This is a genomic window from Bacillus cereus group sp. N14, assembly GCF_016483555.1.
Taxonomy (GTDB): domain Bacteria; phylum Bacillota; class Bacilli; order Bacillales; family Bacillaceae_G; genus Bacillus_A; species Bacillus_A wiedmannii.
This window is the reverse complement of the sequence record NZ_JAEHBQ010000003.1, coordinates 297,457-318,254: the sequence shown is the minus strand read 5'-3', so window position 1 is coordinate 318,254 and position 20,798 is coordinate 297,457. Positions and strand designations below refer to the sequence as shown.

Genomic DNA, 20,798 nt, shown 5'->3' with positions numbered 1-20,798 from the left:
GGATAGCTAATGCTATCCTTATTTTAATTCGCTAATCAGATCCAAAATAACCCTTGTTGTACTTTCTATCCTTCCTTCCGAAAAATCAAACGTAACACCTGTTTTTTCATATATTTCTTGTATAGGTAGGTTCCAATCTGAACTAGCTCCCTCTTTAAAGAAAGCAATCGCTTTTTCTGGATCTTCCCGATAAATTTGAAACAATTGCATTGCTCCTATTTGTGCAATTGCATATTCAATTTTATAAAAAGGAAACTGAATAAAATGAAATGAGTCTAACCAACTTGAACTAATTTCATCTTCTAATCCAGCAATATCGACTGATGAATATTGATACCTTTCACATAGTTCCATATATTTCTTATCACGTTCTTTTGGAGTATGGTTTGGATTTGAATACAGCCAGTGCTGAAATACATCTCCTGCAATTGACGACATTAACAGTGAGAAAGCACGATATAATTGTACGCGCTGTACTTCTTTATATTCATCCTCTTGCTTATAAAAGATATCCAGCTTATCCATTACTAGCAACTCAAGACTGAGAGAATAAAGCTCAGCCACTTCTTCGCGAAGATATTTTTCTTGCATACTACTATCATTGTTAAATTGTTTATAAAAATGAAAGGCATGCCCTACTTCATGTATGAGTGCATTAATTGCATAAAATGATGGACTAAAATTAGAATACACAAAAACCTCTTTACTATGAGGCAAGGTAAAACAAGCGGCTCCTGGCGCTTTATTTTCACGTTCTTCTACGTCAATGAATCCAGCTTTCCTGATATGAATAAATTTCTCATAAAAATATAAATCAGTCTTCCGAAACATTTCTTCCACCCCATCCAATAAATCAACGGTATTTTGAAATGGGACTTTTGGTAAATTACAAGGCGTTAAATCCCAAGGACGATACGTTTTTACACCGAGATTCTTTTTAGAAAGACTTCCTAACTGTTTCCAAATTGGTACAACATACTTTTCTATAGATTCATGAAGTTTATAACACTCTTCGATACTATAGTCTCTATTTTTTTGTTTAAAAGCATATTCACTATAATTATTAAATCCTGCATGTAAAGCTATCTCATTCCGCAATTGTACGAGTTCATTCATAATACAATCTATTTCTATTTTCACTGCACTTCTTGCTTCACATAAAGCGTACCAAGCTTTTTTGCGAATAGCCCTATTGGGGCTATCTAGCTTTGCTTTTACGTATGCATACGTCTTTTGCTCACCTTCCCAATTAATAGATATGTTAGACATTATTTCTCTATATTTCGTAATAAGTTCTTGCTCTTTAATGGAAAGAGCAATGTTCTTTTCATTAAACATTTTACTTTTTACTACTCTTGCTTTTTTCGTAAATCCATATTTCTGCTCATCTAATAAATTTGAAAATGGACACTCTCTAAATTTCTGGTCAAATTTTGCATTGTATCTTTTTAAAAGTGGCTGAATTGTACTTTGATTATACATATGTAAATCACGTATATTTCTGTCATTTGTATCTCTATACATGGCGATTAAACTACTTGTTATCTCCTCTTCTACTTCAGCGTTTACACGCAATTCCTCCAAAAGCCAACGCTCTAATTCTGAAACAGAAGTAATATTTCGCACTAAAAGTGACTGTAATTTACTTTCTAAATCATTAAGCATACACAATCCTCCCATTTTAAATTTTCTGTTTTTTAGAGATAAAAAAGGACAAGTAGTCAGATTGGCTACTTGTCCTTTTTTGTTAAACCATACTCAATACTATTAAGCTTGGAATGCTTCTGTTAATACTGGTACGATTTGTTTTTTACGAGATACAACACCTTTTAAAGTAGCAGTGTTGTTTTCTAGAGATACGTTGTATGCTTTCTCAACAACGTTTGCTGCTTTACCGATCGCAAGACCGACAGAATCGTTAGTTAAGATATCAGTTACAACGAATAAGAATAGGTCTAAACCTTTTTCTTCTACTACTGCAGTGATAACTTTTTCAAGTTCCGCTTGGTGTACAAGAACGTCGTTTGTATCAACAGCGTTTACTTGTGCGATTTCAACTTTCGCATTACCCATTTGGAATTCTTTAGCGTCAAGAGAGATTAATTGCTCCATTGTTTTTCCGCTTAAGTCAGCACCAGCTTTTAACATTTCTAAGCCGTAGCTATCAGCATCTACACCAGCGATTTCCGCTAATTCACGAGCTGCTGCTACGTCTTGCTCTGTGCAAGTTGGAGATTTAAATAGTAAAGAATCTGAAATGATTGCAGATAACATTAAACCTGCAACTTCTTTACGAATTGTAACGCCATTTTCTTTGTACATTTTGTTTAAGATTGTAGCTGTACATCCAACTGGCTCACAACGGTAGTAAATAGGATCGCTTGTTTCAAAGTTAGCAATACGGTGATGGTCAATAACTTCTAACACACGAACAGATTCGATATCGTTAGCACTTTGTTGACGCTCGTTATGATCAACTAAAATAACGTTGTTCACTTCGCTTGCTACTGTCTCAACAAAACGCGGTCCTTCTACTTTAAAATAGTCTAACGCAAATTGAGTTTCACCGCTGATTTCGCCTAAACGTACAGGCTCAGCATTCATTCCTAATTCTTTTTTCAATTCTGCATAAGCAATTGCAGAACAAATTGCATCTGTATCTGGGTTTTTATGCCCGAAAACTAGTACTTTTTCCATGTTTTCCACCTCTTCATGAAAAGGATATCTTAAAGAAGCAAATATGACAATATTTAAAGCCCATTTTTTTATAAATAATTGCACTTTCTTCTATATTTTTCATCGTTTTTCGTAAAAAAGATCATCTAAAATGAATTAGATGATCGAAACGTATATTTTATTTAAAATAAGGTAGGAGCCTGCACTACATGATTTAGCGCGAAATTTGATGCTAAACCGTTATTTACAAGGTTAACATCTATAACTTGATAAAATGCATTCCCAGTATCTGCAATTTCCCAAACAGCTAAAATAAGGTGATATCCATTTCTATCTGTAGGTACATTTGCTTCATGTGTCACGGAAGTTCCTGGTCTAGCTCCTCCGTCATTTTTCACATAAAACGGTACTAAATCTAAATCAGATCGTGATAATGGTTTATTTGGATTCCAATCTTTTTTCGTAATATAGTATTTCCATTCTTTCGTACTATGAGGTGCCGTTAGTTTCCACTTGAATGTATTCGTCCCGCCGTTTAACATAACTTTCTTCCACCTATCAACTGTTTGAACGTCTAAAGCAGGAAAATGACCAGCTCCGGCAATTTGTCCATCAGAAGGTCCTAATTGCGGGAATCCACCTATTCCTTCTACACTTTGTGGTTCATATTGAATCGGTCCGCAATTCACATTTACCCCTTGCTTACATAAATAAGAACGGCTCGCTGGTGATTCAACATATCCATGAGCTGAAGCTTTTTCTGAAAAACCGAAAGTTAACAATCCCGTAAGTAATATGCTACCACTTAACATAACTTTCTTCACTTTCTGTAAACCTTTCGTTTTCATCCCGACATCCCCTTTCGCATAATAAAGCGAAAACAACTATAGTTGCCTAGTCATCTCCTCTACATTCATTATAAGATGAGAGACTATACAAACATAACCCTCTAAAAACTTTCTCAAATTCAATTAGTACATTAAATAAATTTTATTAATACATTCAAATAACACCGCTAGAGAAATATAGACGGTGTTAAATATACTCAATTAAACTATTCGTTTATAAATAAATTACGAAATTGGCAAAGTTAGTCTAGTTATCAAATAGCCCTCTCCCTCTCAGATTTGCGGAAACTGGCTCCTTTCCGATTTCACGTGCCCATATAGATAACTGGCCGATATGGTGGATTTCGTGGACAATGACATGACGTATTAACTCTCCGTGTGTACATTCAATGACTCGGCGCCTAATTGGTGCGTCTCTTGAGCTAATCGGCTCTTCATTGAAGTCAGCTTTTGAAAGTTTCCGAGAATCCATTTCATTTGTCCAAGAGGTCACAAATGGCTTCACTTTCCCGTGGTATTGAGCTGAAAGATTTTTCACTTTTTGTAAGCTGGCATACTCTTCAAACAATGGCTCCTCAGGCACTGATTCACCACACAACCCTAAGATCCACATATATTCCACATCTACAATATGAAATAGGGTATGTAGTATACTGCCGAATCCACCGACCCGTTTCTTTACCAGTTCTTCGGCCGATATGTCTTCGCACCATCTAAACCAATCATCACGAACTTGCCAGTTATATTGAAACAGTTTCAACATCACAGCAACCTCCATCTTTTAGATTGACATTTAATATTCACCAAAGGACTTCAAAATTCCTATTTAAGTAATACCTCTTATACAACTGTTAAAACCTTATACAAATTGGCCCTCAAATTGAACATTCAATATGAAGTTAATGAATGAAAAGAAAACCCCTATTATACAGGGGGGGATCAATCTTTTTACAAATCAATACTCAGACCTAATAACAGATTTTTCGTTTAAAAATATCCCTCTTTTTAAATAAAAATACTAAATCATTTTATAATAAATAACCGTTGCATCTAAATTACCATTTGGAGATATTGCGTATTCTGGTATTTTTCCAACTTCTTTATAGTCTAATGATTTATACAATCTATTAGAAGGGTCTCCTTCTCTCGTATCTAGCACTATAAGAGACCTATTTTCTTGCTTTGCTCTTTCCTCTGCTTTTTGCATAAGCAAACGTCCAATGCCATTACGTCTGAAGTTTGGATGAGTCATTAACTTACAAATTTCAGCTCTATGAATCCCATTAGGCTTTGTAACTAAATGTAATTGAATACTCCCTGCCACTTCATTATTTATTTTAGCAACATACAAGATCACTTCTGGTGCTAATACAGTTTCCCAATACTTCGCTGATTCTTTTTGTTCCAGTGGAGGTAAAAAACCAATTGACGCCCCATCATCTACAACCATTTTCAAAAGTTTAGAAAGCTCTTCCACATCATCTTCTATTTGCTTAATCTCTTCAATTACTACATTTTGCATTTACTAATCCCCCTTTTGTTTCATTGTACCAATTTTTAAAGAAGGAATAATGATATACTAAGATGAAATTCTTTAAAACATGATTTTTTAGGGAAAGGATAACGATATGAAATATATATTAGATAGAACATATGCAAAATAATTACTCGAATGGGCATATAAACAAAACCCCGGTCCTTGGTTTGAACATTCAATAAATGTTGCTCAGGCAACTGAAAACATAATTATAGAACTTATTAAAAATGGGTATAACCTAGATGCTGATATAGCATATAATGCTGCCCTCCTGCATGATATAGGAAGATATAAAGGGTTTACTAAATCTGTTATTCATTCCTATGATGGTTATATGTATTTGAATAATTTAGGGTATACAGGAAACGCGATTATTTGCGTGACACATTCATTCCCGTGTAAAAATGAGCATTTAGATATAGCAGCGGAGTGGAGTCTCGTTCCTGACCATATGAGAATCCAGTTAGTTGAAATATTGAATGAACATTGTAACTACGATTTATACAATAAAGTAATTACTCTTTGTGATGCTCTTGCTGACGCGGATGGTTTTACTACGCTGGAAAGAAGATTGATTTCCGTTGGTTTACGTCATGGTACAACGTCTCATACATCATTACATTGGAAAGGGTTTTATGCAATTAAGAAAGAATTAGAAGCTTTAATCGGTAAAAGCATATACACAGTTCTTCCTGATGTAGAGAATTCGATTTATGAAGATATAGAATATTAAAGTGAATAAAAATTTAATCTCACATAAAAAACGTTTTAAACTTTATGTTTAAAACGTTTTTTTATTCAATGCTTTTGATTTTTCAGTTCTGTTAAACATTCCTGTACTAAAGTTACCGCTTGACTCATTGCAGCTCCACCAGCAAATGCTGCTGATACACCACACGCTTCCAGAATTTCTTTATCTGAACACCCTTGATCAAGACAACCTTTTGTATGATAAACGGTACAATATTCATCTTGCGTTGCTAGACTAATTCCTAATGCGATAAGTTGTTTTTCCCTTTTTGTTAAAGCGCCCTCTTGAAAACAAGCTTGCGTGAATGCATTATATGTTTCTGCAATTTCAGGAATTTGGTTTGTAAAACTACCGATACCTTCTTTATAATGATGTAGAACGTCATTTACTGAACTATGTTGTTCGTGTTCCATCTTATTATTACCCCCATTCAAATTATGTGTACCTATTGTAGTATGTGATGAAAAGTAGGCAATATACCTCATTGATTAGAGTGAATATTCTGTTTATTACAACTACAATTTCAGACTATCATCCACTACTGATTGTTCTTTATAGTTTTTCCTTTCAATTTCTTTACTTCTTTCTTCCCAAAACGTTAAACCTTCAATTCCCACATTTTTAGGATCAAATACTGGATCTTTCCCTTCCTTTTTCTGTGCTTCATAATCTTTTAACACTTTTAATGCAATTTTACTTAATAGTAGAATCGCGATTAGATTTAACCATGCCATACTACCAATTCCTAAATCTCCAAGATTCCATAAAAGTGACGCCGATTCCACGCTACCGATGTATACCATAATTAAAAATCCAATTTTTAAAACTGGTTTTAACCAGCTATGTTTAAGCTCACGATCTAAATAAGTAAGTGTCGTTTCAGCGATATAGTAGTAAGCGAGTAAAGTTGTAAATGCGAAGAAGAAGATTGCGAATGAAATAAATATTGGACCAAACCCTGTCATAACAGTTTCAACTGCTTGTTGTGTATAGATTGGACCTGCATCAACATTCCCTATATTCTTTACAATGGCGCTTTTTCCTTCAGGTATAACATTATACATACCTGTTATTAAAATCATAAGAGCTGTCGCTGTACATACAACAATTGTATCGATATATACAGAAAATGCTTGAACTAGCCCTTGTTTTGCAGGATGGGATACTTCAGCAGCAGCGGAGCTATACGTCGCTTCTCCAACACCAGCAACATTTGAAAATACAGCACGCTTTACTCCCCATGCAATTGCTGCACCGACGATTCCGCCAAACATTTCATTTACACCAAAAGCACTAGAGAAAATTAAAGCGAACATACTTGGAATTTCTGTTACATTCGCAATTAATACGATACATGTAACAATTACATAACCTATTGCCATAAATGGAACAAGCATTTGCGAAACGCCCGCAATTCTCTTTACGCCACCAAAAATGATTGATGCTAATAATATAACTAATAATATTCCAGTTATATATTTGCTAATGCCATTAGAGTTTTCAAATCCAACTGCGATACTACTAGACTGAATACCTGGTAATAAAACGCCATATGAAAGTGTTACAACAACCGCTACAATGACTGCAAACCATTTCATTTTCAGGCCTTTTTCAATGAAATATGGTGTACCACCTCGGTATTCATTCCCAACTTTGCTTTTATACACTTGAGATAATGTTGATTCAACAAATGCACTCGCTGCTCCTAAAAGAGCCATTACCCACATCCAAAACACAGCTCCTGGTCCGCCAAAAGCGATTGCTGTCGCGACTCCTGCGATATTACCTATTCCAACCCTACCTGATAAGGCTAAACAAAATGCTTGAAAGGATGAAATTCCCGTCTCCGAGCTCTTCCCTTCAAATAATAATTTAATCATCTCTTTAAAATAACGAATTTGTAGAAAACGAGTTGCAATTGTAAAATACACACCTGCTCCTAATGCAAAAACAACTAAGCCAATACTCCATACTTGCCCTACTAACCACTCTACTAATTGCTCCATCCAAATCCCCCTTAACATTCTTTTGAAAACTATTTTATATATAAGAAAACGGACAACTATTATTAAACCTTATAGTTGTCCGTATCTCTCATTATTTCATCCCTCTATTTATTAACAGTTAGATTCTCTATTACTTTATATTGACCCAAACACTTTTCACTTCTGTGTAATTATCAAGCGCATATGAACCTAACTCACGACCAATACCAGATTGTTTAAACCCACCAAATGGTGCAGCTGCATTTTCTAAATTATAATCATTAATCCATACTGTTCCTGCCTTTAATTTATTGGCAACTTGATGTCCTGTTTTAATATTTTGTGTCCATACGCCCGCAGCGAGTCCGTATGAAGAGCGATTTGCTCTTTCGATGACCTCTTCTGTTGAATCAAATGGAAGTACAACGACAACTGGTCCAAAAATTTCTTCTTTCACAATTGTCATATCATCAGTAACATTTGTGAATACAGTTGGCTGTACAAAATATCCTTTTTCAAATGCCCGTTCACCACCAGCAGCAACAGTAGCGCCTTCAGCTTTTCCTTGTTCAATGTAATGTAGCACACGCTCTTGTTGTTTTTTAGATACGAGCGGTCCCATTTCTGTTTCCTTCTCCATACCTGCTCCAAGTTTCACGTTATTCGCCATTTCCACTAGTTCATTTACGACTGTTTCGTAATGTTTTCGGTGAACGAACACGCGAGAACCGGCACTACAATTTTGGCCGTGATTATACATAATGCCTTGGAATGCACCGTTAATCGCTTCTTCTAAATCAGCATCTTCTAAAATAATATTTGGTGATTTACCACCAAGTTCTAACGTTACATGTTTAATTGTTTCTGCAGATTGACGCATAATATATTTCCCTGTAACTGTTGAACCTGTGAAGGCTACTTTATCAATATCATGATGGTTTACGATTGCAGCTCCTGCTTCAGGGCCAAAACCTGGAACAAAGTTTACAACACCGTTTGGAAAACCTGCTTCTTTAAAGAGCTTCGCTGTATATAATAACGATAAAGGCGTTTGCTCTGCTGGTTTTAATACGATTGTACAACCTGTTGCTAGTGCAGCTCCCATTTTCCAAGAAGACATAACGAGTGGAAAATTCCAAGGAATAATTTGACCTACAACGCCAACAGGTTCATGGCGTGTGTAATTTAAGTAATCTTTTGAAATCGGAATCGTTTGCCCAATAATTTTCGTAGCCCATCCCGCATAATAACGATAATTTTCTACAGTCGCTGCAATATCATCATCCAGTGCTACTTGATATGGTTTTCCATTATCTAAAGCTTCTAACTGCGCTAATTCTTCTCCATGCTCTTCAATTAAGTCTGCTAATTTATAAATAAGGTGCGCTCTTTCAGCGGTAGTCATTTCTACCCAAGGTCCTGATTCAAATGCAGATCTTGCAGCTTTTACCGCTACATCAATATCCTCTTCTCGCGCTTCGCATACGACAGCTAAAACATCTTCTGTTGCTGGATTGTATGTCTCAAATGTCTTCCCGCTAATGGAAGGTACAAATTCACCATTAATAAACATTTTAATTTCTTCATTTAAAAACGCTTTCACTTTTGGTCTCAGCTCAATGTTTGTCGTTAACATATATGCTCTCCTCCTTATTTAAACAGCTGCATGAGCTGCAATTTTTGAAATAATCGTTTGAAGTTTTTGATCTTCTTCTTCAGTTAATCCGAGTCTCGGATAACGAGAAGGTCCCCCAGCTTGCCCGTATAATTCCATTGAGCGTTTAACGATTTGTACATATTTTCCTGATCCTTCAAGAAACTCGCAAAGAGGTAAAATAGCATCGTTTATTTCCCAAGCTTTTTCTAATTCACCATTCTGGAAATGCTCATACATTTTCGTAACAAGTCCCGGTACGATATTTCCTGCTACTGAAACCCATCCCGTTGCACCTACTAAATAAGACTCCATAACTAAATCTTCAGATCCACAGAAGACTTGAAAAGCACCTTCGCTTTGTCGTACTAAATCTCTTGCTTTACGAATATCTCCGCTAGATTCTTTAATATGTGTAACATTTTCACATTCTTTTCCAATACGTAGCATGAGCTCTGTACTCATATCAACACCAGATGTAAACGGATTATTGTATAACATAATTGGTATATTTACAGCGTTTGAGATTTCTTTAAAATGAAAATAAATTTCCTCTTCTTTCGGCTTACAATAGTACGAGTTAATAATTAATGCGCAATCCGCTCCGTGTGCTTCTGCATGTTTCGTATATTCAATCGTTTCTTTCGTCGTTTCTGCTGCAGTTCCTACAATAACTGGAATACGGCCATCAACTTCTTTTAATACTGTTTCTACCATTTTAAATCGTTCTTCTTTTGATAAACTAACAAACTCCCCTGTACTTCCATTAATAATAATGCCAGCTACCTTTTGATCGATAAAATAGTTAACGTTTTGTTTTACACCGTTCCAATTAATTTCTTGAAACTCATCCATCGGTGTAATCAATACTGGAAATGCCCCTTTAATTTTTTTCATATTTATCTCTCCCTTTACTATTTTATTTTAATAAAAATCCTGTCGGAAACGGATCTGTAGGGTCTAATAGAAACGTCTGCATTCCTGTAATAAACCCTCTACTTTCAAAGCGAAAAATGTATCCTTGTTCTTCTTTCTTCACTTGTTCCACTGTTATAAAGCTATTAAATATACTTTCATTTTTAAAAGGTTTATCCGCTATATAATCATTTTTAAATAATGTATGAACATAAGATACAATAGTAGAAACAAAACCAGGCGAACGTACGATAAAGTTATCTTCATGAAATGTAATCGACTTTATTTGGTTCTTTTCTGTTTGCATAGATTCTACTAAAATAAGTCTTTTTATTAATGACTGTTTTTGTATAGCTTGAAGTGTAACTTCACTCCATTTTTTTAATTTAGAGATATTTTCAATACTGATTTCTGGTGAATATGCATCCTTTTCTACAACTGCATATACTTTATCTGCCTGAATGAGAGAGTAACTTATATTACCAACTTGTAAATTTTTCTCAATCATATAACATAGTTTACTTTCAAACGAAACAGATACAACTTCATCATTCTCTACATACGCATGGATTGAAAATATACCAGATAGCGTTTCGATTTTGTATTGGTTCGTCTCTCTCTTTTTTAAATACCCGCTTTCTAGTAACATCGTTATGACTGCGACAATCCCCCCATAATGAAGCGGAATGGATCCTTCATGATTAAAAAATAATACAGCTGCATCGACTTCCATATGAATAGAAGGAACGACAATACATCCATTTAATCCGATAAAACCACGTGGTTCATTTAATAAAAGCTTCATTTCTTCTGCTAATTCACCTGAAAATTGTTCGTTTAATTGCTCTAAACTGTAGTAGTATTTGCATGGTACATCTTTCATTACACGAAATGCTTCACCATTTACATGTACGTCTACTGCTGTATACATTTTTTGAATGTTCATTTTACATCCTCCGTTTCATGTTCCATCGGCGGAATTAGCAAAAAGCCTTCTTTAAGTGGGTCCTTTTCATTATAAAAAAATCTATGCATCCCCATAAGCCAAGCTGAACCTGTAATTTTCGTTACGACAGCTTCAATATTTTCTACAGATGTTGTATTTATGACGCACCCTTTAAATAAAGAGCCAACGATACTCTCATGAATAAACTCTTCATCCACTTCAATTTTTTGATTTGCGTATAATACAGCTAACTTCGCTGATGTTCCTGTACCACATGGAGAACGATCAATTCCTCCTGGCGGAACGACAACTGTATTTTTCACATGAGCACTTTCATGAGTAGGATCTGTATAAAATTCAATATGGGTTAACCCTCTAATAAACGAATACTGCGGATGAATGATTTCAAATTCCTCATTAATGATATTTCTAATATGAATTGCCTTATCGATAATTGTAGATGCATTTTCCGGTACTAACTCTAAACCTACTGACTTCGCATCGATAATGGCATAAAAATTCCCTCCATACGCAATATCTGCTTCTACAGTTCCAATCCCTTCGACTTGTACAGTAATATGTTTCAGTAAAAAAGCTGGTATGTTACAGAAAGAGACTTCTTTCGCTTTTCCATCTTGAACAAAGATATCCACTTCAACTAAGCCGGCTGGCGTGTCTAACTTTAACGAAGTAATCGGTTCAACTACCGGAATTAAACCTGATTCAATTAAAGCTGTACATACACCAATTGTATCGTGACCACACATCGGTAAATACCCACCTGTTTCTATGTAAATAACACCAATATTTGCTTCAGGATGACATGGATCTGTTAATAGTGCTCCTGACATTACATCATGACCACGTGGTTCATTCATTAACAATTTGCGAATCCAGTCATACTCCTTTTTCATATGTAACATCTTCTCTGCCATCGTCTCTCCAATTAACTTAGGAAGTCCACTAATCAATGTTCTCGTTGGATTCCCGCCCGTATGTGTATCAATCGTCGTAAAGGCTCTTTGTGACCTCATCCGTTTAACACCCTTTCTGTAAAACGACTCAAACGAAGTGGTTCAATAGGAATAATTGTTTCTTTTTCATTTAATAATTCTTCAATCACTTTCCCAGTAACAGCTGCAAGGCTAATGCCATCTCCTTCATGCCCTGCCGCTATAAAGTAATTCGGGATATGTTCCACACGTGAAATGATCGGTAAATGGTCTTCTGTCCACGGGCGTAATCCAGCATATGAACGAATCACCATCATATCCGCCATTTTCGGATAAAAGCGAATTGCTCTATTCGCAATACATTTAATAACCTCGTTATTTATCCTCGTATGCATCCCTACAAACTCTCTACTACTACCAATTAAAAAATTTTGACTTTCTGTCGGCTCAAATACAAGAGCTACCCCATATTTTTCAGTTAAAGCATCCACTTTTCGTTTTCCGCCAAATTTAGAAATTAAATAACCAAATTCCATTACTTTACGACAGCCAACGTGTTGTTGCCTTGAAGCTACAATAATATGCCCTTTTCTCGGTTCAATTGGGACATTTATATCCAACATTTGTCCGATTTTTGGAGCCCATACACCGGCTGCGTTCACCACTTGCTTCGCAGTAAACGTCTCATTTGTCGTTTCTACAATAAAGGATCCGTCTATATCTCTTTTCATTTCTTTTACTTCCGTATGATTAAAAGCTTTCGTACCAAATTTCTTCGATTCTGCAAGAAGTGAGAAAGCAAGAAGATATGGATTTACAGTTGAATCCGTTGCGCATTCTAACCCGCCTAATAAATCATCTGCAAAAAATGGCGATTCTTCTCTTATATCGTGTCTATCAAGCATTCGAAACGGTAATCCAGCTTCCTTTTGACGATTCACCCATTGCTGCGCTGCTTCCATTTCTTCGTCCGACTCACATACGAGAATACTTCCTGGTGCTCTATATTCAAATGAATGCTCTAACTCTTCACTTAATTCTGTTACTAATTTTTGACTTACTAACGACATTTGACTATCAAACCCTGGGTCTTTATCAATAGCCAAAATATTCCCGTCACACCGTGAAGACGTCCCACTGACAAATTCTCCTTTTTCAATGATTGTTACGTCTCTACCGTATTTTGATGTGTAATAAGCGATAGAACAGCCAATAATACCACCGCCTATTATTAAAACGTCACAGTGCCTCACTTAGCACCCCTCCTTTCTTTTTACTCCCTCACTTTCTTTTATGCAATTGACGTGCCAACTCTACATATATACACTTTTTATAAAAAATATTTTTATTTGTAAAAATATTTTAAATTTATCGTAAATAGGTGTATTATTTTTTTATCACTGTCAAAATTTTTATACATAACAGGAGGACAATATGGCATTCTCATTTCCCACAATAAAAGAATTTCTAAAAACTTTATCCATTGATCATACATACAGCATGCAACCTATTGAGCAAGTTGGAGAAAAATTTTATTACCGCCCTTCTACTACTGAAGAATATAACTGCGCTGTTATATATGAAGATGACTCATTCACCACTTTAATTGACATGTTTTCCAATGAAATAGTTGTCATCATAATGAATGAAAATAAAGTGCCTATATGCTGTATAACAGCTCAGCAAATCATTCCGTTTCTTGTTAAGACTTACAATGAACTACAATCTTTTTATAACACCGTAATACAAACAACGGATTCTTCTGTTACAGTTATCGATGATAAAGAATGTGTTCGCACTTGGACAGATGGCGCCGAAAAGATTTTTTCGGTCAACCATACTGAAATTATTGGACAACCTATCACTCGTTTTTTTGACTATAAAGATTTGGAAATCTTGCAATCATTACATGACGGAAAAAGCATAATCGCTCAGTTCCATCAGCCTCGTCCAGATTTGTTCGTATTAATTAATTCAAATCCAGTGTATTGTAACGATGAAATTATCGGAGCTGTCGTTTCAGAAACTGATGTAACAAATCAAGTCGCTTTAAACGAAAAACTATTCAATATGTCACATGAAATGCACCGTTTAGAACAAGAGGTCGCAAAGTACAAAGATGAATCAGATCCTTTCCTTGCGATGAATGGAAAGAGCCCTGTTATTCAAAGAACAATACAATTAGCTAGAAAGGTTTGTTCGGTGAAATCAACTGTTTTAATACTCGGCGAAAGTGGTGTTGGAAAAGAAGTATTTGCAAAAGCAATTCATGAAGCAAGTGAAGCTACTAAGGCACCTTTCATTTCAATTAACTGCGGTGCAATTCCCGAGGCGTTATTTGAAAGCGAATTATTCGGGTATGAGCGTGGGGCTTTTTCTGGTGCAAATAGTAAAGGAAAAAAAGGTAAAATAGAGCTCGCGCAAGGCGGTACATTATTCCTTGATGAAATAGGAGAAATGCCGCTTGATATGCAGGTAAAACTTTTGCGTGTACTACAAGAACGAAAGTATTACCGTGTTGGTGGAGAAAAAGAGATTCATATTGATTTCCGCATTATCGCTGCTACAAATCGTGATTTACAAGAAGAAATGAGAAAAGGCACGTTCCGAGAAGATTTATACTATCGTTTAAATGTAGTTAGTTTGCATATTCCACCGCTTCGCGAAAGACGAGAAGATATTATCGAATTAACATACTCTTTCTTAAATGATTTTTCAATCAACTATAACAGACCAATTCGTGACTTACCTTCAAGCATTATGCATGAACTACTTCATTACAATTGGCCAGGTAATATTCGCGAACTCCGTAACGTTGTTGAGAGACTTGTCGTATTTGCGACTGACGGTATTATAAAACAAGAATATTTACCATTTCATACAAATGAAACGTTAGACAACCATACGGCACATTCCCTATTACTCAGCAATAATAATACAATCCTCTCTTTGCAAGAAGAGATGGATGAACATGAGAAAAAAGTCATCGAGAGGGCTTTACGCATTTTAAATGGGAATAAATTAGAATGCGCGAAACAGCTTGGTGTTACGAGGGCCACTTTATATAACCGCCTAAAAAAACTCGGGTTACAATAAACATTCCTTCTCTACTATGGCATAGTTTTTGCATAATAATTTGTGCAAACCGAACTAGAGGAGGAATACATATGACGAATAAAGATCACTTAATTGTTTGTCGATGTGAAGAAGTTACATACGGACAACTTCAATCGACAATTGCTGAATATAAATGCTCGGCAAGAGAATTAAAACTAAGAACACGTGCTGGCATGGGATTTTGTGGTGGCCGCACATGTAGAATGATGATAGATCGAATGATTGAAAGTGCAAATCCCGACGTAAACACTAATGAAATGCCATTAAAATATCAACCACCAGTTCGCGCAGTTACCTTTGGAGCGGTAGGTGAAAATCAATGAATAGAATTACACATCACCCTATTTTAGGAAGTTTAAATAGTAGTAAGCGCATCACTTTCCAATTTAACGGGCAACAATATGAAGCCTATGAACATGAAACCATTGCGGCGGCTTTACTTGCAAACGGAATACGAACATTAAGAGTACATGAAGATAGTGGAACGCCGCGAGGTATTTACTGTAATATCGGGCATTGTTCTGAATGCCGCGTGACAGTAAACAATCAAACGAACGTACGAGCATGCTTAACTGTTCTAGAAAAAGATATGGTAGTTGATAGTGGTAAACAGCATCCAAATATCGTGAGAGAGATGGTGAAAAAGTGATGAACGATGTCATTATTATCGGAGCTGGACCAGCAGGTTTGTCAGCCTCCATCTCTTGTGCTCGTTTTGGACTAAATGTACTTGTTATTGATGAATTTATGAAGCCTGGCGGAAGGTTGCTCGGACAATTACATCAAGAACCTACTGGAGAATGGTGGAACGGAATAGAAGAATCAAAACGCCTTCACGAAGAAGCAAAATCACTTTCAGTTGATATTCGATGCGGCATTTCCGTCTATAATTTAGATAAAGATGAAAGTTCTTGGTTCGTACATACGAATATCGGTACGTTAGAAGCACCGTTCGTTTTACTTGCTACTGGCGCTGCTGAGTACTCCATTCCCCTTCCTGGTTGGACACTTCCAGGAGTCATGTCGATTGGTGCAGCCCAAGTAATGACAAATGTACATCGCGTTCAAGTTGGGCGAAAAGGAGTAATTATTGGCGCTAACATTTTGTCATTCGCTATTTTGAATGAATTACAACTAGCGGGAATTAAAGTGGAACATATCGTACTTCCTGAAAAAAGTGAATTAAGTCAAAAGGCTAGTGAACCAGAAGAAGTTTTAAACTCTCTCTTACATGCTGCACACCTTGCCCCGTCACCTTTATTACGTATAGGTAGTCGATTGATGAAATATAATTGGGTGAAACAAGCTGGATTAAACTTCTATCCAAATAACGGTATGAAAATAAATGGCACACCACTTCACCTTCGAAAAGCAGCTCTTGAAATTATCGGTACAGATCAAGTTGAAGGTGTACGGGTTGCTACTATTGATACGAAAGGAAACATCATAACTGGATCGGAACAAATATATGAGGCAGACTTCGTTTGTATTGCCGGTGGCTTATACCCTCTTGCTGAGCTTGCTGCTGTAGCTGGCTGTCCTTTCCGTTACATTCCGGAATTAGGCGGCCATGTTCCTCTCCATTCCGAAACAATGGAAACCCCTCTTCCCGGTTTATTTGTAGCCGGCAATATAACTGGCATTGAAAGCGGAAAAATCGCGATGGCACAAGGAACTGTTGCTGGATATTCAATCGTAAAACAAGCAAATACAAAATCCCAGTCGGTTGAACAACACTTGCAACAGGCGATCCAACATGTACATACCGTACGACAACAAGCTGCCATTCAATTTAACCCGATGATTGATGTCGGTAGACGGAAAATGAATGAAATTTGGCGTGATTATTCCCTAACATATGCACATACTAAAAAGAGCTGCTGAGATTACTCTCAACAGCTCTTTTCGCTACTCATCTGAGTTATTAAATTTCGCTAATGCGTAAATGCCTTCTTCATCATCTAATTCAAGTTGTAGTCTTGCTGCGAATGAATTGACATTATATTCTCTGTCAAGTAATAAGCGTAATGCTTCGATTAAGTTTGCTTGAATTAATATTTGTTGACGGCCATTTACCTCTACTTCTGCAGAGAAACCATATTCATCATCATACATTAGCTCAACTAAAACTTCTTCTGGACCAACTTGTCTTTTTTCAGCGATATATACACAAAGCGCATTGATAAGTTCTTGTTCAGAAATTTTTATTGTTTCCATGCTACTTCATCTTCCTTTTTCTTACGTTGATCTTTGAAGTATTTAAATGCACGAACTGCTAACATTACGATACCAGCCATTACTAACATATTTACCATAAACGCTAATACAGAACCAAGAGCTCCCATATTTGCAAATAGGCTACCCATTAGTAAACCACCAAGACCACCTAGTAATAAACCTTTCATAAAGCTTCCTTTATTACTCTTTGGTGCTGTGTTTGTTGCCTTTGTTTTTGAATCTGTTGTTGTTTTTTGTGAGTTTACGTTATTATCTTTTTTGTTCAAATCAACTTTTGACTTTTGACCAGAACTTGGTGTGTATGATTTTTTACCAGATTTGTAACCCTTCGCTGCTGCGTGATCTACAAACATGAAGCTACTAGCTCCAAAGATAACCATGAATGCTGTCATGACTGCTACAAGTTTTTTCAACATATTATATCCATTCTCCTTTTATATAGATATATGTGAAATCTATCTTTCTAGTAAATTCAGAATGATAGATTTGTTTTTAAAAACATTTTAAAGGTTCTTATGAACTCATTATATGAACTTTTGTCGAAATATGCAAGCATTATTTACTTACGACAGTTTGGTGACAAAGGAAAAATTAAGCAAAACAGAATTGACTTTAAATGAAACAAAACATATTATAGGTTCATAAGAACTTTTTATTATTTTTGGAGGTGAAAAGATGGAAACATTTCATCTCACACGAAACGAAATGGCTACCCTTCTTCTATCTTTAAGAGGATGGAATACGAAAAAGCCTCTCGGTATTTTACAAGAAGCGTGGGCAAAGTCACATAAAAAAGATATTGAAAGCGGACAAAGCGTAACTGCTTTTATTACTACCGCACTTTCACCTATTTTTGAAAAACTAATTAAGATTGAAGATACAGACGTCGGTTTTTCATTAAATGAGATAGTTGCGCTTGGAAATCAGATTGAAAATACAAGTTTCTCAGTAACGGCCATGCAAAACTGGGTGAAACGAGATATTAAAGAAATGATTGGCTCTCCTCAAAAAGGAAAAAAATATTCAATTGAACAAGCAGCCTTACTATTCATTGTTGAAGATTTAAAAACAGCACTTGATTTTGAATCCATTCGTAAGCTATTACGCCTTATCGTAAATGACCCAGCCGATCGAAGTGATGACTTAATCAATCCTGTTCATTTATATGGAGCATACTCTTCTCTATTTGAAGAACTCAATCAAGGGAATTGCTTACAACTAAATGCAACAGATACAATCCATACAATTGAAAATATCGTGAAAGAAAGAGCTGATAAAATTGCAAGCAAGTTCGATCAGGTTAACAACGAACAACGCGAAGCAATTCGTAATGCGATTATTATTGCCACATTATCTGTGCATACCGCTTATGTACAAATGTTAGCAAAACGTTACGTAACAGCAACTTTATTTTTACAAAATTTAGAAGTGAAACCGTAAAAAATAGGAGCAGAAATGCTTCTATTTTTTTATAACGAAAACAAGCATCAATCTGTTACATACTTAGAACAGGTTGATGCTTGTTTCTCTAGGTATTAATTATAAAAAACCATAATCGCCTATTATTAATTCAAAAATGATCATTTCATTCTATTATATTTCGAACAAGTTTTCTCGATAAATTTAATTCCCTCATCTTTGTAACTCTTTATAAATTTCGATTTGAGCTTTTGAGCTATTAGCAAAACTTAACCAACCCTGTCCCACATTACTAATATTTTCAGTTACCAAAAGTTCAACTATATCTAGATGTGAAACATTCGTTATTATCGATTTATTTATACCATTAACTTTAGCACCTGACATATACTTAGCGATCTCAGGGTTTAATGCAAAAGCAAAATCAATTACAGTAGCACCTTGCGGTAAGTTCACGGAATCTAACTTAGGAGTAAATACAACAATGTTATCTTGGAATAGTTCATATGATACTAAATCATAAAATTCAATCGCATCTTGAGTTACTAGATCATTTGTCTTAATAAAATGATTCATCAATTTATGAATTATATTTTGCATCTCCTTATCAGTTATACTTTTTGTAAGAATATGAAATACCCCTTTATCTCGTATCTCCTGATTTATTTTTGTTTCAATACATATCATTATTTCATGGTTATTGATTACCACTTTGGTCTTTAAGTATTTGTTTAATACATCACTTTCAATTGCTATGTTATCTTCAAATTGATGAGGAATTGGTTTGTACAGTTGATGTATAATTCCTAATATTTTATAACAGTCTAAATTACTTGAGACCGTGATGATTATTTTTGACACCACCGTAATGTCTTGAATATCTTGGAGACGAGAATAAGCTGTATAAATAGGACTTACTTCATAGTTAACTTCAAATATTAAAGGTGGATTTAGAAAATTATTTATATCTTGCATTATATTTTGAGACAAACCCTCTAATAACTTAACATAATTTTGTAAAAGTATTTTCATGCCCTTATATTTAGAATGATTAAGATAATAAAAACCTAAATCTTCTAACTCGTGTTGAATATGAAATAGCCCCAGCCTTTTACAAATCGGAGCGAAAATTTTGAGTGTTTCATTTGCATAAGGAACTTGTTTTTTTACAGCTTTTACCTGTAAAGTCCTCATGTTATGTAGACGATCTATTACTTTTATAATAGCTACTCTTATATCTCCTTGTGTAGCTAACAATAATTTCTTTAAATTTATTGCTTCATACTCTTCTTTATTAGGGATTTGTTTTTTATCAATTTTAGTTAATCCTTCTACAATATCAGCCACTTTTTTACCGAATATATCACGTATATACTCAATTGTATAATCTGTATCCTCCGCCACATCATGTAGTAATGCTGCAACTAAAGTTATAATATCAGCCTTACACTCTAGCAAAATTTCTGTAACTGCAAATGGATGAGTAATATACGACTCACCCGAAACACGAAATTGTCCTTCATGAGCTTTCTCGGAAACTAATATAGCTATATGTAATTGTTCTAATTCTGCTCTATGTAGATATGAGGCCTTTTCTAATAATGCTTCTTTCATATTTTCACCCTCATCACGCTAATTTTCTATAAAAATTTCATTAACATTATAATTCGTTATTTGAAAGTGAAGTACCTGTCTAAGTGAAAAGAGAATATTTATATTGTTTATTCCCCACAAAGTATTTTGAAGCTTCTAAATCAAC

The 20,798-nt window shown here is 35.3% G+C and carries 20 protein-coding genes and 1 pseudogene; 6 read left to right on the top strand and 15 right to left on the bottom strand.

The window, feature by feature from the left end; translation table 11 throughout:
• Nucleotides 1–18: 18 nt before the first annotated feature.
• From JDS82_RS07370 to JDS82_RS07350, 5 genes are all read right to left on the bottom strand, one after another.
• Nucleotides 19–1,665, bottom strand: a complete 1,647-nt coding sequence (locus JDS82_RS07370) for a M3 family oligoendopeptidase (RefSeq protein ID WP_199712950.1) — start codon at nt 1,663–1,665, stop codon at nt 19–21.
• A 102-nt stretch (nt 1,666–1,767) separates the two neighbouring features.
• A complete protein-coding gene (ppaC, locus tag JDS82_RS07365; protein ID WP_199712949.1) occupies nt 1,768–2,697 on the bottom strand; it encodes a manganese-dependent inorganic pyrophosphatase in 930 nt (309 codons plus the stop codon).
• 161 nt (nt 2,698–2,858) lie between these two features.
• Complete coding sequence (locus JDS82_RS07360; protein WP_199712948.1) at nt 2,859–3,524, bottom strand: lytic polysaccharide monooxygenase; 666 nt, start codon at nt 3,522–3,524, stop codon at nt 2,859–2,861.
• 247 nt (nt 3,525–3,771) lie between these two features.
• Nucleotides 3,772–4,287 (bottom strand): DinB family protein, encoded by a 516-nt coding sequence (locus JDS82_RS07355; protein ID WP_199712947.1) that lies wholly within the window; start codon nt 4,285–4,287, stop codon nt 3,772–3,774.
• A gap of 255 nt (nt 4,288–4,542) precedes the next feature.
• Nucleotides 4,543–5,046, bottom strand: coding sequence for a GNAT family N-acetyltransferase (locus tag JDS82_RS07350; RefSeq protein WP_048566246.1), 504 nt, complete (start codon nt 5,044–5,046; stop codon nt 4,543–4,545).
• Between the two features lie 106 nt (nt 5,047–5,152).
• Between JDS82_RS07350 and JDS82_RS07345 the strand changes: the two are divergent.
• Nucleotides 5,153–5,794, top strand: a pseudogene (locus tag JDS82_RS07345) (HD domain-containing protein).
• A 65-nt stretch (nt 5,795–5,859) separates the two neighbouring features.
• Here the strand turns inward: JDS82_RS07345 and JDS82_RS07340 are convergent.
• The 7 genes from JDS82_RS07340 to JDS82_RS07310 form a co-directional block, all read right to left on the bottom strand.
• The gene (locus JDS82_RS07340; protein WP_142286982.1) at nt 5,860–6,297 is read right to left on the bottom strand and encodes a carboxymuconolactone decarboxylase; all 438 of its coding nucleotides are present in this window, start codon (nt 6,295–6,297) and stop codon (nt 5,860–5,862) included.
• 30 nt (nt 6,298–6,327) lie between these two features.
• A complete protein-coding gene (locus tag JDS82_RS07335) occupies nt 6,328–7,818 on the bottom strand; it encodes an alanine/glycine:cation symporter family protein (RefSeq protein ID WP_242474884.1) in 1,491 nt (496 codons plus the stop codon).
• Nucleotides 7,819–7,948: 130 nt separating this feature from the next.
• Nucleotides 7,949–9,433: an aldehyde dehydrogenase family protein gene (locus tag JDS82_RS07330; protein ID WP_064470068.1), complete on the bottom strand. Its 1,485-nt coding sequence runs from the start codon at nt 9,431–9,433 to the stop codon at nt 7,949–7,951.
• 18 nt (nt 9,434–9,451) lie between these two features.
• The gene (gene dapA, locus JDS82_RS07325; protein ID WP_000721279.1) at nt 9,452–10,348 is read right to left on the bottom strand and encodes a 4-hydroxy-tetrahydrodipicolinate synthase; all 897 of its coding nucleotides are present in this window, start codon (nt 10,346–10,348) and stop codon (nt 9,452–9,454) included.
• Nucleotides 10,349–10,370: 22 nt separating this feature from the next.
• Complete coding sequence (locus JDS82_RS07320; protein ID WP_001025554.1) at nt 10,371–11,312, bottom strand: proline racemase family protein; 942 nt, start codon at nt 11,310–11,312, stop codon at nt 10,371–10,373.
• Entirely contained in the window at nt 11,309–12,346 is a 1,038-nt protein-coding gene (locus JDS82_RS07315; protein ID WP_199712945.1) for a proline racemase family protein, read from the bottom strand. Before JDS82_RS07315 ends, JDS82_RS07320 begins: the two co-directional genes overlap by 4 nt.
• A complete protein-coding gene (locus tag JDS82_RS07310) occupies nt 12,343–13,518 on the bottom strand; it encodes an NAD(P)/FAD-dependent oxidoreductase (protein ID WP_061673370.1) in 1,176 nt (391 codons plus the stop codon). Before JDS82_RS07310 ends, JDS82_RS07315 begins: the two co-directional genes overlap by 4 nt.
• A 181-nt stretch (nt 13,519–13,699) precedes the next feature.
• Between JDS82_RS07310 and JDS82_RS07305 the strand changes: the two genes are divergently transcribed.
• From JDS82_RS07305 to JDS82_RS07290, 4 genes are all read left to right on the top strand, one after another.
• Nucleotides 13,700–15,361, top strand: a complete 1,662-nt coding sequence (locus JDS82_RS07305) for a sigma-54 interaction domain-containing protein (RefSeq protein WP_064449450.1) — start codon at nt 13,700–13,702, stop codon at nt 15,359–15,361.
• A 71-nt stretch (nt 15,362–15,432) separates the two neighbouring features.
• Nucleotides 15,433–15,705, top strand: coding sequence for a (2Fe-2S)-binding protein (locus tag JDS82_RS07300; protein WP_000182240.1), 273 nt, complete (start codon nt 15,433–15,435; stop codon nt 15,703–15,705).
• On the top strand, nt 15,702–16,031 hold the full coding sequence (locus JDS82_RS07295; RefSeq protein WP_088091565.1) for a (2Fe-2S)-binding protein: 330 nt from the start codon (nt 15,702–15,704) through the stop codon (nt 16,029–16,031). Before JDS82_RS07300 ends, JDS82_RS07295 begins: the two co-directional genes overlap by 4 nt.
• A complete protein-coding gene (locus JDS82_RS07290) occupies nt 16,031–17,266 on the top strand; it encodes an NAD(P)/FAD-dependent oxidoreductase (RefSeq protein WP_199712944.1) in 1,236 nt (411 codons plus the stop codon). The genes JDS82_RS07295 and JDS82_RS07290 overlap by 1 nt, the downstream gene beginning before the upstream one ends.
• Nucleotides 17,267–17,290: 24 nt before the next feature.
• Here JDS82_RS07290 and JDS82_RS07285 read toward each other — a convergent pair whose 3' ends face one another.
• Nucleotides 17,291–17,599, bottom strand: a complete 309-nt coding sequence (locus tag JDS82_RS07285) for a YxcD family protein (RefSeq protein ID WP_000447764.1) — start codon at nt 17,597–17,599, stop codon at nt 17,291–17,293.
• Entirely contained in the window at nt 17,587–18,036 is a 450-nt protein-coding gene (locus JDS82_RS07280) for a hypothetical protein (protein ID WP_000914471.1), read from the bottom strand. The genes JDS82_RS07285 and JDS82_RS07280 overlap by 13 nt, the downstream gene beginning before the upstream one ends.
• A 259-nt stretch (nt 18,037–18,295) precedes the next feature.
• Here JDS82_RS07280 and JDS82_RS07275 point away from each other — a divergent pair, with 259 nt between their 5' ends.
• Nucleotides 18,296–19,060, top strand: coding sequence for a DUF1836 domain-containing protein (locus tag JDS82_RS07275; RefSeq protein ID WP_087980697.1), 765 nt, complete (start codon nt 18,296–18,298; stop codon nt 19,058–19,060).
• A 192-nt stretch (nt 19,061–19,252) separates the two neighbouring features.
• On the opposite strand, the gene JDS82_RS07270 is transcribed toward JDS82_RS07275, so the two are convergent.
• Nucleotides 19,253–20,653 carry an HD domain-containing protein gene (locus JDS82_RS07270; RefSeq protein ID WP_199712943.1) on the bottom strand — a complete coding sequence of 467 codons (1,401 nt, stop codon included), beginning with the start codon at nt 20,651–20,653 and terminating at the stop codon, nt 19,253–19,255.
• Nucleotides 20,654–20,798: the final 145 nt, after the last annotated feature.

What these genes read in the sequence shown, in the direction of transcription:
- JDS82_RS07370 (WP_199712950.1), bottom strand. Translation starts at nt 1,665, where the DNA reads ATGCTTAATGATTTAGAAAGTAAATTACAGTCACTTTTAGTGCGAAAT.
- ppaC (WP_199712949.1), bottom strand. Translation starts at nt 2,697, where the DNA reads ATGGAAAAAGTACTAGTTTTCGGGCATAAAAACCCAGATACAGATGCA.
- JDS82_RS07360 (WP_199712948.1), bottom strand. Translation starts at nt 3,524, where the DNA reads ATGAAAACGAAAGGTTTACAGAAAGTGAAGAAAGTTATGTTAAGTGGT.
- JDS82_RS07355 (WP_199712947.1), bottom strand. Translation starts at nt 4,287, where the DNA reads ATGTTGAAACTGTTTCAATATAACTGGCAAGTTCGTGATGATTGGTTT.
- JDS82_RS07350 (WP_048566246.1), bottom strand. Translation starts at nt 5,046, where the DNA reads ATGCAAAATGTAGTAATTGAAGAGATTAAGCAAATAGAAGATGATGTG.
- JDS82_RS07340 (WP_142286982.1), bottom strand. Translation starts at nt 6,297, where the DNA reads ATGAGGTATATTGCCTACTTTTCATCACATACTACAATAGGTACACAT.
- JDS82_RS07335 (WP_242474884.1), bottom strand. Translation starts at nt 7,818, where the DNA reads ATGGAGCAATTAGTAGAGTGGTTAGTAGGGCAAGTATGGAGTATTGGC.
- JDS82_RS07330 (WP_064470068.1), bottom strand. Translation starts at nt 9,433, where the DNA reads ATGTTAACGACAAACATTGAGCTGAGACCAAAAGTGAAAGCGTTTTTA.
- dapA (WP_000721279.1), bottom strand. Translation starts at nt 10,348, where the DNA reads ATGAAAAAAATTAAAGGGGCATTTCCAGTATTGATTACACCGATGGAT.
- JDS82_RS07320 (WP_001025554.1), bottom strand. Translation starts at nt 11,312, where the DNA reads ATGAACATTCAAAAAATGTATACAGCAGTAGACGTACATGTAAATGGT.
- JDS82_RS07315 (WP_199712945.1), bottom strand. Translation starts at nt 12,346, where the DNA reads ATGAGGTCACAAAGAGCCTTTACGACGATTGATACACATACGGGCGGG.
- JDS82_RS07305 (WP_064449450.1), top strand. Translation starts at nt 13,700, where the DNA reads ATGGCATTCTCATTTCCCACAATAAAAGAATTTCTAAAAACTTTATCC.
- JDS82_RS07300 (WP_000182240.1), top strand. Translation starts at nt 15,433, where the DNA reads ATGACGAATAAAGATCACTTAATTGTTTGTCGATGTGAAGAAGTTACA.
- JDS82_RS07295 (WP_088091565.1), top strand. Translation starts at nt 15,702, where the DNA reads ATGAATAGAATTACACATCACCCTATTTTAGGAAGTTTAAATAGTAGT.
- JDS82_RS07290 (WP_199712944.1), top strand. Translation starts at nt 16,031, where the DNA reads ATGAACGATGTCATTATTATCGGAGCTGGACCAGCAGGTTTGTCAGCC.
- JDS82_RS07285 (WP_000447764.1), bottom strand. Translation starts at nt 17,599, where the DNA reads ATGGAAACAATAAAAATTTCTGAACAAGAACTTATCAATGCGCTTTGT.
- JDS82_RS07280 (WP_000914471.1), bottom strand. Translation starts at nt 18,036, where the DNA reads ATGTTGAAAAAACTTGTAGCAGTCATGACAGCATTCATGGTTATCTTT.
- JDS82_RS07275 (WP_087980697.1), top strand. Translation starts at nt 18,296, where the DNA reads ATGGAAACATTTCATCTCACACGAAACGAAATGGCTACCCTTCTTCTA.
- JDS82_RS07270 (WP_199712943.1), bottom strand. Translation starts at nt 20,653, where the DNA reads ATGAAAGAAGCATTATTAGAAAAGGCCTCATATCTACATAGAGCAGAA.